Source organism: Vogesella indigofera (genome assembly GCF_028548395.1).
Lineage (GTDB): Bacteria > Pseudomonadota > Gammaproteobacteria > Burkholderiales > Chromobacteriaceae > Vogesella > Vogesella indigofera_A.
In genome coordinates, this window is record NZ_JAQQLA010000009.1 from 238501 (window position 1) to 251098 (window position 12598).

Consider the following 12598-nt stretch of genomic DNA (forward strand, 5'->3'; position numbering starts at 1 on the left):
AGAGATCACCATGCTGCGCCTACTTGCCGATGTCGCCAAAGCCTTTGATACCGTTGCCGACATTGCCCACCCGGGCGAGCTGATGCACCAGTTGCGCTTCGTGCCACCACGGCAGCGCGGCATCGATCCGGTCGGCGAAGCCGAGGTGTACCTCACCTACCAGCGCTACAAGCGGGCACGGCAAGTGCTGCGCCACACCATCCGTACCGAGCCGGACAACCTGCCGGCACACATCCTGCTGCTGCACACCTACTTCCTGCTGGAAAGCAGCCACGACTACTGCCAGCTGGCGGCAACACTGCAGAGCAAACTGGCGCACCGCCCAGAGTGGGCGCACATCTGCCATGTTGGCCGCAGCCTGGCGCCGGACTACCCGCTGTTCCAGCAACACACGCACTAAGCCGCTTGCCGTTCAGCGCGCAGCGCGACCGGCAAGCCCATCACCTTCTACCAAGTCAGCCAGATACTGCCTGCCGCGCTACGCGCCGACATCAGCATAGGCGCTCACCGCCAGCACGCAGTCTGCTGCCTACGCCCCAGTCCTGTAGCGAGCCGACAACTGCCGCGGCCTAGTACACCAGCTCGCACTGCTCCACGCCGTCACGCCGGACACACCGCTTGATGATCCCGGTTTGCGTCAGGGAAATCACCTCCGTTTCATCCGTCACCTGCAAGCGCGTGGCACGCAGCACGTAGTAACCGTCGTCGGTGTTGCGTGGCAAGGAGCCGAATGCCAGCTGGTACTGCGCCACCCCGTCGGGTGGCGAAAGCGGGGCCGGTAGTGCCGGCCAGCGCGTCGGCGTCAGCTTGTAACTGCCGTGGCGATGGTAAAACTCTTCCAGAAAAATCGCATTTTCCTGCAGCAGCGCAATCGCCTGCGCCCGCTGGCTGCGCTGCACATAGCCCTGATACGCCGGCAAGGCTGCCGCCGACAGGATGCCGATTAATACCAGCACCAGTAGCAGCTCAAGCAGGGTGAAGCCGCACCGCGCTAGCATGGCAGCGTGCGGATGCGCATCGGCACCGACACCAGTAGTTGCTGGCAGCCGCCGTGCTGATCCTGCAGCGTGAAGCGCACCGACTGCACGTTCTTCAGCCCGCCCCACTCCCCGACTTCGAAGCGCGGCACCGACACCAGCAACTGCGGCGCCGCCGACGTGGTTTTCAGCGCCAGCACCTGCAACGCCTCCTTGGAGTCGTAGAGCGCCAACCGGCCACCCGCCCGGTCCTGGTACAGCAGCACACCCTCGCGCCAGTGCCGCTCGCCGGCACTCAGCGGCGGATTGGCAAAACAGCCCTGCGGATCCTGATTCAGCTTCATGTTGACGGCACAGACATGCACCGGCTGCTGTCGCAGCAGGGCATCGTTCCTGGCGCGCAACAACAGCACGTTCAGGCGGCTGATATAGGCCTGGAGCACCCGTTCCCGCACCATGCCACTCCACGCCGGGATGGCAAACGACAGCACAATGCCGCCGAGTAGCAACGCCATCAACAGTTGCAACAGTGAAAAGCCATCGACCCGCGACATGCCCGCTCCCTCCTCGGCTAACCATCAACAAATAATGCCATATGATTTTTAATTGGCATTAAAAATCAGGAAGATGTATCGCAACAAGTTGGCCGCAGTGTGGCGCGCGGCGTCACTCCAACCTGCGCCAGGCGGGATTGGTAATTTTGCGACGACACATGTTTAACTTATCGATCACCCGTAGCTTTTTACTAAACACCAGCATAGAATGAGCCAATACTCTAGCCAGTGCTGGGCGAGCTCATCTCCAGCAGATAAGGCAGGGCCGTCTAAAGGAGAAATTCATGAGTCCGCAAGAACTGATGCAGCGTAAAGCCAATGCCACCCCGCGCGGTGTGGGTGTTATGTGTTCCTTCTTCGCCGAGCGCGCAAAGAACGCCGAGATCTGGGACACCGAAGGCAAGCGCTACATCGACTTCGCCGGCGGCATCGGCGTACTCAATACCGGCCACCTGCATGACAAGGTGCAAGCGGCCGTTGCCGAACAGCTGAACAAGTTCAGCCACACCTGCTATCAGGTCGTGCCTTACGAGCTGTACATCGAGCTGGCAGAAAAACTGAATGCGATGACCCCTGGCAGCCACGCCAAGAAAACCGCGTTCTACACCACCGGCGCCGAAGCCGTGGAAAACGCAGTGAAGATCGCCCGCGCCGCCACCGGCCGTCCGGGCATCATCGCCTTCGGCGGCGGCTTCCACGGCCGCACGCTGATGGGCATGGCACTGACCGGCAAGGTCGCCCCGTACAAGATCGGTTTCGGTCCGTTCCCGTCCGACGTGTACCACGGCGTATTCCCGAATGAACTGCACGGTGTATCGGTAGCCGACTCCATCGCCAGCATCGAAAAACTGTTCAAGTACGACATCGAAGCCAGCCGCGTGGCGGCCATCATCTTCGAACCGGTACAGGGCGAAGGCGGCTTCTACTCCGCGCCGGCCGAATGGGTGCGTGAAATCCGCCGCATCTGTGACCAGCACGGCATCCTGATGATCGCCGACGAAGTGCAGGCCGGCTTTGCCCGTACTGGCAAGTTCTTCGCCATGGACCACTACGACGTCGCCCCGGACCTGACCACGCTGGCCAAATCGCTGGCCGGCGGCTTCCCGCTGTCCGCCGTGGTCGGCAAGGCCGAGATCATGGACGCACCGGCACCGGGCGGCCTCGGCGGCACCTACGCCGGCAGCCCGCTGGCACTGGCCGCGGCCAAGGCGGTGATCGATGCCATCCAGGAAGAAAAACTGCTGGAGCGCGCCAACAAGCTGGGCAGCCAGCTGAAGGAAGTGCTGAACGGCCTGAAAGCCGACATCCCGCAGATCGCCGACGTACGTGGCCTGGGCGCGATGATCGCCGTCGAGTTCAACAAGGCCGGCAGCCACGAGCCGGATGCCGACTTCACCAAGAAGGTACAGACCAAGGCACTGGAAGCCGGCCTGATCCTGCTGACTTGCGGCGTATACGGTAATGTGGTGCGCTTCCTGTTCCCGCTGACCATCGAAGACGCCATCTTCGATGAAGCGCTGCAGAAACTGGTTGCCGCCATCAAGGCCTGATCACCCGAGCTGAAATAGATTGCGGCCAACCTTGCGACACGCAACGTTGGCCGCATTGCATACAAGGACACAACACCATGCTGAACCTGAAAGATCCTTCCCTGCTGCGCCAGCAGTGCTACATCAACGGCCAGTGGCTGGATGCCGATAGCGGCGAAACCATCGCGGTGACCAACCCGGCCACCGGTGCAACCATCGCCCACGTACCGAAAATGGGCCGTGCCGAAGCCCAGCGCGCCGTGGACGGCGCCGCCAAAGCCTTCAAGAGCTGGAAGAAGAAATCCGCCAAGGAACGCGCCGGCATCCTGCGCAAGTGGTTCGACCTGATGATGGCGAACCAGGATGACCTGGCGGTGATCCTGACCTCGGAACAGGGCAAGCCGCTGGCCGAAGCCCGTGGCGAAATCGCCTACGGCGCCAGCTACATCGAGTGGTATGCCGAAGAAGCCAAGCGCATCTACGGCGACACCATTCCGTCCACCGGTGCAGACAAGCGCATCCTGGTGACCAAGGAGCCGATCGGCGTTACCGCCGCGATCACGCCGTGGAACTTCCCCAACGCCATGATCACCCGCAAGGCTGCCCCGGCGCTGGCCGCCGGCTGCCCGATGGTGGTGCGCCCGGCCAGCCAGACCCCGCTGTCAGCACTGGCCATCGCCGTGCTGGCCGAGCGTGCCGGCATCCCGGCTGGCGTGTTCTCGGTACTGACCGGCGGCTCCACCGAAATCGGCGGCGTGCTCACCGGTAGCGACACCGTGAAGAAATTCTCCTTCACCGGCTCCACCGAGGTTGGCCGCAAGCTGATCAGCCAGTGTGCCGAGACCGTGAAGAAGGTATCGATGGAACTGGGCGGCAACGCACCGTTCATCGTATTCGACGACGCCGACCTGGATGCCGCGGTGGAAGGCGCAATGATCTCCAAGTACCGCAACGCCGGCCAGACCTGCGTCTGCGCCAACCGCCTGCTGGTGCAGGACGGTGTGTACGATGCCTTCGCCGAGAAATTCGCCGCCGCGGTCGCCAAGCTGAACGTGGGTAACGGCCTGGAAGCCGGCATCACCCAGGGTCCGATGATCGACGAGAACGCGGTGGCCAAGGTGGAAGAACACATCGCCGACGCGCTGGCCAAGGGCGGCAACCTGGTGACCGGCGGCAAGCGCCACGAACTGGGCTACAGCTTCTTCGAGCCGACCGTGATCACCGGCGTAACCCCGGAAATGAAAGTGGCGAAGGAAGAAACCTTCGGCCCGCTGGCGCCGCTGTTCCGCTTCAAGACCGAAGCCGACGCCATCCAGATGGCCAACGACACCGAGTTCGGCCTGGCGTCCTACTTCTACGCCCGCGACATCGGCCGCATCTTCCGCGTGTCCGAAGGCCTGGAATACGGCATGGTCGCCGTCAACAGCGGCATCCTGTCCAACGAAGCCGCACCGTTCGGTGGCGTGAAGCAGTCCGGCCTCGGCCGCGAAGGCTCCAAGTACGGCATCGAAGACTACCTGGAGATCAAGTACGTGCTTCTGGGCGGTATCGACCAGTAAGCGTCAAACAGGCTGGTCGCTTGCGGCCAACCTTGTGCACAACAAAGCCGGTGTCAGTGACACCGGCTTTGTTATTGGTGCACCGCCAGCCACGGTACCGGCGTCAGAGCTTGCCGGCGTGCAGCACCAGACAATTGCGGCCGCGCTGCTTGGCCTGGTAGCAGCCGTCGTCGGCGCGGGACAGTACCGGCTGCGCCCGTTCGTCCTGCGGCTGGATCATGGTCACGCCAATGCTGGCGCTGATGCGGAACGCGCGCTCGCCCAGATAGACGATGTGGGCGTCGATCGCCTGCAACAGCTCGCGCAGCATGCGTTCGGCGACTTCCAGCTCGCAGTGACACAGCAGGATGGCGAACTCGTCGCCACCGAGGCGGGCGACTATGTCGCTGCTGCGCACCTGGCGCTGCATGATGCGCGCCACATCCTGCAACAGCAGGTCGCCACCCTGCTGGCCGGCGCTGTCGTTGACCGCCTTGAAGTGGTCGAGGTCGATCATCGCCAGCACGTGCGGCTGGTAGTGCACGCGGTTGTCGTCGAGCACCTCGCCCAGCGCGGCAAGGAAACCGCGACGGTTGCGCAGCCCGGTCAGCACGTCGTGGCTGGCCTCCCAGCGCTGCTGCTGTACGCGTTGCTGCCGCTCACTGTCATCTCGCAGCACCACCACCTTGTAGCCCTGCAGCGCGCCGCTGCCGGCCATCACCGACAGGGTCAGCTGCACCGGCTGCACCCGCATGTCGCGGCTGAGCAGATCCAGCGCCAGCGGCTTGCCGGCAGCGTCGCGCTCGATGTCGCGCAGCGGCACCGCCAGCCCTGTCTCCGGGCTGACCAGATTCATGAACACACCCAGCAGGCGGCCGAGCACGTCCGATGCCGGCACCCCGAAGCGCGCCAGCGCCGGCGGGTTGGCGTACTCCACCTCGTCCATGCGGTTGGTCAGCACCACCGCGTCGCTGATCGAGCCCAGCAGCAGCAGGCTGCGCTCGCGCTCGGCCTGCAGGCTGCCGCGCGCCTCTTCGCGGGCACTGACATCGCTGACCAGACCGAGGAAGCGGCGCTCGCCGCCGCTGGCGGCCAGCTCGCTGAAGCGCAGCTCCACCATCACTCGGCAGCCGTCGCGATGCCGCAACCGGCACAGCAGCTCGAAGCCGCTGCCGGTGGCCAGCAATTGCTGCCACTGTCCGGCCACCTGCGGCAGGCTGTCGGGGTGGATCTCGTCCAGCCAGTGACGACCGAGCCAGTTGCCGATCTCCGCCGCCGGCAAGCCGGCGACACGCATGCTGGCCGGATTGAGCGACTGCAGGCGCGCCTGCGCATCCACCACCAGCACGCCCATCGGCGACACCTCGTTCAAGGTGCTGAACAGCGCGTCGCGCGCGGCGAGCTGCTGCTCGCAGTCGGCGCGGCGACGGCAGGCGGCCGCCACCTCGTGGGCGATGCGCTGCAGCTCGCGACAGCCCAGCGCGGCTGTCGTGGCGTACGGATCCCCCTGCAGCACCGTGAGCTGGTTCTGCAGCCGGCCCAGCGGCCGCAGCAGGCGGCGCATGCCCCACCACGCCAGCGGCAGCGACAGCAGCAGCGCAACCAGCAGCAACAGCAGATAGTGGCCGCCAAGCACGTGCGCCGGCAGCATCACCTCGTGCAGCGGCAGCACCACCCCGAGCAACCACGGCACGTTACGCAGGCGCTGGTAGACCTGCAGCGCCGGCACGCCATGGCTGTCGCCCACCGCAGCCTGGCCAGCAGCGCCACCGAGGGCGCGCTGCAGCAACGGGTCGGCCGCCACCGCCGCCGGCATACCGTCAGCGGCATCGGCGTGCAGGATGGCGAGCTGGCTGCGTATGCTGTGGATGGTCAGGAAACCGCCTTGCCCGATGGCGATGTTTTTCAGTTCGCCGAAGAATTCCGGCGAATACAATTCCAGGCTGCCGCCGAGCACCCCGGCGAGCTGGCCTTCGGCGCTGAACACCGGGGCGGTGAACACGATCACGGTGCGATTCAGCCCACCACTCATCCGCACCGGCTCCGACACCTGCGGCCGCAGCGAGTCGCGGGTGGCGCGGAAGTAGTCCTGATCGGCGACATTGAGGCCGAGCCGTCCCGGCAGTCCGGGGTAGTCGGCGATGACATTGCCCTTGCGGTCGTACAGCAACACGCTATTGAACATGCCCTTCAGGTAGCGGAAGCGGGCAATCAGCGCCGCGCCCTGCTGCTCGAACTGCTCCGGTGCCAGCTGCAGGTTGGCCGCAGCCTGCTCCAGCAGCACCTGCCGCGTGCGCACGCGGTCGTCGACATCGGCGGCCAACCTTGCTGCCAGGGTTTCCAGGCTGAGCGCCTGCACCTCGCGCAGCGCGGTGCGGCTCTGCACATAGGCTCCGCCACCGACCAGCAGCAGCGGCAGCACCAGGAACAGGCCACCCAGCACCAGCAGGCGCAGGCGCAGCGTCGACAACAGCACACTCTTAAACATGACCCGGCTCGGCACCCCTCGGCAACGGTTGGCTATGACAGGCGGCGCCGCTCAATGCAGCTTCGGGGCGTGCTCGGTGACCGGAATCCCGGCCTGCTGCAGGCAGGACTGCAGGTCCTGCCAAACCAGGCTGCGATCCGGGCTCAGGTCCGGCGTCAGCAGCCACGGCGTGTGGGCCAGCAGCTGCTGCGAGCCGCCCAGCAGGCGCACATTGTAAGCCTGGTGTTCCGGCTGGTACTCCGCTTCGGCGTGCAGCCCGTCCGGCAATTCGCTGCCGGCCAGCACCGCCATGGTCAGCGCGAAACGCTTGCGGTTGTAGGCGGCGGTACCGGCGGCCAGCGCTTCCCACCACGGCAGCGGCATGAACAGCTCGGCCTCGCCGTACACCATCTCCGCCGACAGCGCCTGCTGCACCAGCGGCATGGTGGTGTCCAGCGCCTCGCGCGCGTGGCGACGCACCTGCGCCAGCGGCAACTTGCCGCGCTCGACGATGAACGGCAGCCACGCCAGCACCAGCTGCGGCTCGTTGACGGTGGAGGCCGCCTCGAAACTGGCGCGCGAGGCGGCGACGTCGTGCAGCGCCAAGTCGCAACCGGCATCCATGGTCGGCGCCAGATGCACCAGCGACTGGCAGCTGCGCTCGGCCAGGCTGTCGACGGTGAAGATGGTCGGCGACATCCACAGGATGGTTTCCGGCGCCAGTGTCAGCGCCTCGGCCAGCTGTGGCTCCACCTGCTCCAGCAGCGGGAAGTGCCACCACACCCCGCCCTGCGCCCGCGAGAACACCACCGGGAATGCCCACAGCTCGTAGGAGGCGACATTGCCGTCCGGGCGCATCACCTCGGGGAAGGCGATGGTGTCGTGGGCGCAATCCAGCAGCAGCTTGCGCGCCGGCGGCTCGCCCTGCAGCGCCAGCTGCGACTCGGTAAACACCGCTTGGTCGCCGCCGGACAGTGCCTGTTGTACCAGCGCCGCCAGCTGGATGCGCTTCACTGGGTTCTGCACCGCGTCGCGGCTGAGGGCAACCAGCTCGGCGATGCGCGCCTGCCGCTCTACCGGTGGCAGCGGCTCGGTCGGCACCAGGCGGAAATCGCGCTCCTTCGGTGCCACCTCGCGGTCGATATAGGCTTTCTGCAGCCGCTGGTAGACCTGCATCGCCTCGTCGCAGATCTTCTGCAATTGTGCGGCGGTCGGGATTTCGCCCCAGAAGTTGAAATCGAACAGGCGGAAGCCGGAGTTGGTGACGTAGTGCGTCAGGTGATGGCTTTCGTCGTACAGCACCACACTGCGGAAGCCGTCCTGGTCGCGGCCGTCAAACGGCGTCAGGTCCATGCCCACCAGACGACAGACGAACACCGGTTCCTGGGTATGAATCACGTATTCGTAAGGCTCCAGCCCCTTCTCTTCGACGGCGTCACCAAAGATGAAACGGCTGGGAATGAATGGATCGCCCTTGATCGGGACATTGCGCGGATGGGATTTCATGCGTCTGGCGTCGATACTGCCTTGTAAAACCGTTGATTTTACTCCGACGCCAGAAGCATAGCTAACAGTTAGGCTAATTTAGTGCCAGCTGGTAACGCCGGAACACCACATCGCGCTGCCAGCCCATGCTGGCGTACAGCGCCTGCGCCGCGGCATTGTCGATGGCCGTCACCAGATCCAGCCTGACCACACCCTGCGCGGCGGCTACGCTGGCCGCCGCCTGCAACAGCGCCCGCCCCGCGCCGCGCCGCCGCGCGTGCTCGGCCACATACAGGTCGTTCAGCAGCCACACCGGCGCCGCCGCCACCGAACTGAACAGCGGACAAAGCTGGGTGAAGCCCAGCAATTCCCCGGCGCGCTGGTACACCAGAATGGTGGTATCGCCCTGCAGCAAGCGCTGGCGGATGAAATCCTGCGAGGTGGCCGCATCGTCGTGACGTCCGTAAAACTGCCGGTAGCCGTCGAACAGCGCCGCCAGCTGCGGCAGATCGGCCAGCGTGGCCAGCCGCACGCCGTCCTGCTGCGTCTGCGCCGTCAGGCTGCGGCGGCACTCGTCCAGGCTGCGACACTGGCGGCCCTCGGCGTCGAAGTTGGCCGCATTCAACCACGCTTCCAGCACGGTGCGGTTGGCCGGCCACTCGCTGTCCAGCAGGCTGAACCAGGCGGTGTCGCGGTTCAGCCCCCAGTTCACCCGCGCCTGGCGGAAGATGCCCTCGAAGGTGAAGCCCAACCGCTCGGCGGCACGCAGCGACGGCGCATTCAGCGCATTGCACTTCCATTCGTAGCGGCGGTAGCCCCAGTCGAAAGCCTGACGCATCAGCAGGTACATCGCCTCGGTGGCGGCCACGCTACGCTGCAGCAGCGGCGAGAAGCGCAGCCAGCCGATTTCGATCACCCCGCCCGCCGCATCGATACGCAGATAGCTGCAGCTGCCGATCGCCTGGCCGCTGGCCTGGTCGACGATGGCGAAGAACAGCGGGTCGCGACTGTCTTCCATCATGCCGAACCAGTTGCTCCAGTCGGCATCCGTCTGCGGGCGCGGCATCAGGTAGGCCCAGTCGCGGCCATCCACATCCAGCTCCAGCGCCGCACGCAGCCCGGCGCCATGCTGCTGGCGGCTGAACGGCTCCACGCGGCAACTGCGCCCCGGCAGGGTGACGCGCTGCGGCGGGGTGGCACCCTGCCAGTTTTCGACCGGAAACCCCAATGGTTGGCCGTAGGTGTCGTATTGCATGTCCATGTTCAGCCTCCGCAGCCGCAGTCGGCCGCCGTGTTGATGTCGCAGCTGGCGCCGCCAGCCACCGTGGGGTAGCCGTCGCGCTTCCACCAATCCAGCCCGCCCTGCAGCTCCTTCACCGTAAAACCCAGCTCGGTCAGCTTCAGCGCGGTCTTGGTGGAGGCATTGCAGCCGATGCCGTCGCAGAAGGTCACCAGCAATACGTTGCGCGGTAGCTGCGCGGTGCTGTCTGCGCTGATTGTGCGATGTGGCAGGCTGATGGCGCCGGGCAGCGTTTCCTCGGCATGGGCCGCGGCCGAGCGGCCGTCCACCAGCAGCAGAGCCTTGCCCTGCTTCTGCTGTTCTGCCACATCCCAGCTGTCAATTTCGAAGGCCAGCTTAGCCTGGTAAAACGCGATTTGATCCATTCTGCTTCCGCTCCGTTGGTATCCCGACCACTTCATGGTAAAACATTTACGGCCCCGTCCAAGGGCCAGTTTATGACAGCGAAGGGGAACCACTTTGCAAGCAGCGTGGATCAGCGAGGCACTCGCCGCCAGCCTGGAGCGGCACAGCAAGGAAGGCCTGTCACGGCAGCTGATGCGGTTGCTGCGGCAGTGGATCAGCGATGGCCGTCTGGCCGGCGACACACTGTTGCCAGCCAGCCGCGAGCTGGCCGCCAGCCTCAAGGTTGGCCGCAACACGGTGCTGAACGCCTATGAACAACTGCAGGCGGAAGGGTACCTGAGCACGCGCCACGGGGCCGGCACCTATGTCACCGGTCTGTTCCGCCAGCGGCAGCAGACGCCGCAGCCGGCGCGGCACCTGCCGCTGGGACTGTCGGCGCGCGGTGCCAGCCTGTTCGCCAGCTGCGGCCTGCCGCAGGGGCTGAGCGGCGCCTTCGCACCGGGGGTGCCGGAGATCCGCCAGTTCCCGCATCACTGCTGGCAGCAGCTGCTGTCGCGCCACCAGCGGCAGGCAGCGCCGGCCATGCTCAACTACACCGCCGACGGCGGCCTGCCGGCGCTGCGCGAGGTGCTGGCGGAGTACCTGCAACTGTCGCGCTCGGTCCGTTGCCGGCCGGAACAGACCCTGATCACCAACGGCGCGCAGCAAGGGCTGGAGCTGGTGGCCCGGCTGCTGGCCGACCCCGGTGACGTCGCCTGGGTGGAAGAGCCAGGCTATGCCGGCGCCCATGCCGCGTTCCGCGGTGCCGGCCTGACGCTGCTACCGGCACCGGTGGACAGCGAAGGGCTGGCACCGCAACTGGTCGCCGATCCACGCCCACCGCGCCTGATCTACACCACGCCATCGCACCAGTATCCGTCCGGGGTGGTGATGAGCCTGTCGCGACGGCTGGCCTTGCTGCAGCACGCCGAACAGGCACAAGCCTGGATCATCGAGGACGACTACGACAGTGAATTTCGCTACCGCTCGCAACCTCTGCCGGCACTGCAGGGCATGGCACCGGACGAACGGGTGATCTACGTCGGTACCTTCAGCAAGGTGATGTACCCCGGCCTACGCATCGGCTATCTGGTGGTGCCGGACGCGCTGATCGACGCCTTTCGCAGCGCCAATGCCCGTCTGTACCGGGAAGGCCAGTATCCGGTACAGGCGGCGCTGGCCGACTTTATCGCCGCCGGACACTTCGCCCGCCACGTGCGCCGCATGCGCGAGTTGTATCGTGAGCGGCAACAGGTACTGCGTCAGGCACTGGCCGACTCGGCCGCCGAGCAGCTGGCGTTATCGCCCGGAGAAGCCGGCATGCATCTGGTGGCCAGCCTGCCGCCCGGGCTGCAGGAGCAGTCGCTGAGTCAGGCCGCCGCGACTCAGGGCGTCTGGCTGCGGCCACTGGCGCGCCACTACCTGGCGACACCACAACAGCAAGGTCTGGTACTGGGCTACGCCGGCGTCGACCAGCACGCGATCCGGCATGGCGCTCAGGTACTGGCCAGGCTATTTCAGGAACAGGGGAAGAAGTGATGAACAAGCCGCCACTACTGGTCAGCGCCTGCCTGTTGGGTCAACCGGTGCGCTATGACGGCCACGGCAAGGCCCTGCCGGCACCGGAACTCTTCGAATTGAGTCGTCGCTATCAGCTGCTCAGCATCTGCCCGGAGTGCCAAGGCGGCTTGCCGACACCGCGACCAGCGGCCGAAATCAGTGGCGGCGACGGTGGTGACGTACTCGACGGCCGCGCCCGCGTTATCACACAGACAGGGCAGGATGTCAGCTGCGCATTCATCGACGGCGCGCGCCAGGCACTCGACAGCGCCATCCATCACGGCTGCCGGCAGGCACTGCTCAAGGCCAAAAGCCCGTCCTGCGGCAACCGGCAGATCTATAGCGGCCACTTCGATCAGCAATTGCAGCAAGGCAGCGGCGTAACCACTGCCCTGTTGCAACGGCATGGCATTCACGTATTCAATGAAAACGAGGTGGACAGGCTGCTGCTCACCGCCAAGCAGCAAGCGTAGCCGCCCACAAGGGCGGTCTCTGGCGCCGTGCAGGCGGCTTCGATTCGGAGTCCTGTTCAACAGCGGGCGAGCGGCATTCAAGCGAGTTACTGACCAAGCAGGAAGCAGTCCAATCATAGGCAGGGTTACCTACAAGAGCCGGGGCAGTTTAGTACCAAGCTTGGCAATCAGGTAAAGCTTCAACCGGATGGGAGGTGTGGCCACAAGGTTGGCCGCAGCAGGCACGAGAGGCTTCAGGACAGGAGGATTGCACGACAGCAGCAAGACCTGCTACGTTGGCCGCCCACAAAGCACAAAGCCCAGCTCGGTTGAGCTGGGCTTTGTTTATGGG

At 65.4% G+C, this 12598-nt stretch carries 11 protein-coding genes; 5 read left to right on the forward strand and 6 right to left on the reverse strand.

Going from position 1 to position 12598, the window contains the following annotated elements; all coding sequences use genetic code 11:
* The first annotated feature begins 10 nt into the window (after positions 1 to 10).
* Complete coding sequence (locus PQU89_RS14745; RefSeq protein WP_272766478.1) at positions 11 to 400, forward strand: type IV pilus assembly protein FimV; 390 nt, start codon at positions 11 to 13, stop codon at positions 398 to 400.
* Between the two features lie 169 nt (positions 401 to 569).
* Here PQU89_RS14745 and PQU89_RS14750 read toward each other — a convergent pair whose 3' ends face one another.
* Positions 570 to 998: a type IV pilin protein gene (locus tag PQU89_RS14750; protein ID WP_272766479.1), complete on the reverse strand. Its 429-nt coding sequence runs from the start codon at positions 996 to 998 to the stop codon at positions 570 to 572.
* On the reverse strand, positions 992 to 1531 hold the full coding sequence (locus PQU89_RS14755) for a hypothetical protein (RefSeq protein ID WP_272766480.1): 540 nt from the start codon (positions 1529 to 1531) through the stop codon (positions 992 to 994). Before PQU89_RS14755 ends, PQU89_RS14750 begins: the two co-directional genes overlap by 7 nt.
* A gap of 284 nt (positions 1532 to 1815) precedes the next feature.
* Between PQU89_RS14755 and gabT the strand changes: the two genes are divergently transcribed.
* Both gabT and gabD read left to right on the forward strand, forming a co-directional pair.
* Complete coding sequence (gene gabT / locus PQU89_RS14760; RefSeq protein WP_120809350.1) at positions 1816 to 3081, forward strand: 4-aminobutyrate--2-oxoglutarate transaminase; 1266 nt, start codon at positions 1816 to 1818, stop codon at positions 3079 to 3081.
* Between the two features lie 77 nt (positions 3082 to 3158).
* Positions 3159 to 4619: an NADP-dependent succinate-semialdehyde dehydrogenase gene (gene gabD, locus PQU89_RS14765; RefSeq protein WP_272766481.1), complete on the forward strand. Its 1461-nt coding sequence runs from the start codon at positions 3159 to 3161 to the stop codon at positions 4617 to 4619.
* A gap of 103 nt (positions 4620 to 4722) precedes the next feature.
* Here gabD and PQU89_RS14770 read toward each other — a convergent pair whose 3' ends face one another.
* The 4 genes from PQU89_RS14770 to PQU89_RS14785 all read right to left on the reverse strand — a co-directional run bounded on the left by PQU89_RS14770 (position 4723) and on the right by PQU89_RS14785 (position 10215).
* Entirely contained in the window at positions 4723 to 7086 is a 2364-nt protein-coding gene (locus PQU89_RS14770; protein WP_272766482.1) for a diguanylate cyclase domain-containing protein, read from the reverse strand.
* A 51-nt stretch (positions 7087 to 7137) separates the two neighbouring features.
* Complete coding sequence (locus PQU89_RS14775; RefSeq protein WP_272766483.1) at positions 7138 to 8571, reverse strand: hypothetical protein; 1434 nt, start codon at positions 8569 to 8571, stop codon at positions 7138 to 7140.
* A gap of 73 nt (positions 8572 to 8644) precedes the next feature.
* Positions 8645 to 9811, reverse strand: a complete 1167-nt coding sequence (locus tag PQU89_RS14780) for a GNAT family N-acetyltransferase (RefSeq protein ID WP_272766484.1) — start codon at positions 9809 to 9811, stop codon at positions 8645 to 8647.
* Between the two features lie 2 nt (positions 9812 to 9813).
* On the reverse strand, positions 9814 to 10215 hold the full coding sequence (locus PQU89_RS14785; RefSeq protein ID WP_272766485.1) for a rhodanese-like domain-containing protein: 402 nt from the start codon (positions 10213 to 10215) through the stop codon (positions 9814 to 9816).
* A gap of 94 nt (positions 10216 to 10309) precedes the next feature.
* On the opposite strand from PQU89_RS14785, the gene pdxR reads away from it, so the two are divergent.
* Entirely contained in the window at positions 10310 to 11773 is a 1464-nt protein-coding gene (pdxR, locus tag PQU89_RS14790; RefSeq protein ID WP_272766486.1) for a MocR-like pyridoxine biosynthesis transcription factor PdxR, read from the forward strand.
* Positions 11773 to 12267 carry a 2-thiouracil desulfurase family protein gene (locus PQU89_RS14795; protein WP_272766487.1) on the forward strand — a complete coding sequence of 165 codons (495 nt, stop codon included), beginning with the start codon at positions 11773 to 11775 and terminating at the stop codon, positions 12265 to 12267. Before pdxR ends, PQU89_RS14795 begins: the two co-directional genes overlap by 1 nt.
* The last annotated feature ends 331 nt before the right edge of the window (positions 12268 to 12598 follow it).

Excerpts from the sequence above, each read along its gene's own strand:
- gabD (WP_272766481.1), top strand. The coding sequence starts at position 3,159 with ATGCTGAACCTGAAAGATCCTTCCCTGCTGCGCCAGCAGTGCTACATC.
- PQU89_RS14770 (WP_272766482.1), bottom strand. The coding sequence starts at position 7,086 with ATGTTTAAGAGTGTGCTGTTGTCGACGCTGCGCCTGCGCCTGCTGGTG.
- PQU89_RS14750 (WP_272766479.1), bottom strand. The coding sequence starts at position 998 with ATGCTAGCGCGGTGCGGCTTCACCCTGCTTGAGCTGCTACTGGTGCTG.
- PQU89_RS14755 (WP_272766480.1), bottom strand. The coding sequence starts at position 1,531 with ATGTCGCGGGTCGATGGCTTTTCACTGTTGCAACTGTTGATGGCGTTG.
- PQU89_RS14795 (WP_272766487.1), top strand. The coding sequence starts at position 11,773 with ATGAACAAGCCGCCACTACTGGTCAGCGCCTGCCTGTTGGGTCAACCG.
- PQU89_RS14785 (WP_272766485.1), bottom strand. The coding sequence starts at position 10,215 with ATGGATCAAATCGCGTTTTACCAGGCTAAGCTGGCCTTCGAAATTGAC.
- PQU89_RS14775 (WP_272766483.1), bottom strand. The coding sequence starts at position 8,571 with ATGAAATCCCATCCGCGCAATGTCCCGATCAAGGGCGATCCATTCATT.
- PQU89_RS14780 (WP_272766484.1), bottom strand. The coding sequence starts at position 9,811 with ATGGACATGCAATACGACACCTACGGCCAACCATTGGGGTTTCCGGTC.
- PQU89_RS14745 (WP_272766478.1), top strand. The coding sequence starts at position 11 with ATGCTGCGCCTACTTGCCGATGTCGCCAAAGCCTTTGATACCGTTGCC.
- gabT (WP_120809350.1), top strand. The coding sequence starts at position 1,816 with ATGAGTCCGCAAGAACTGATGCAGCGTAAAGCCAATGCCACCCCGCGC.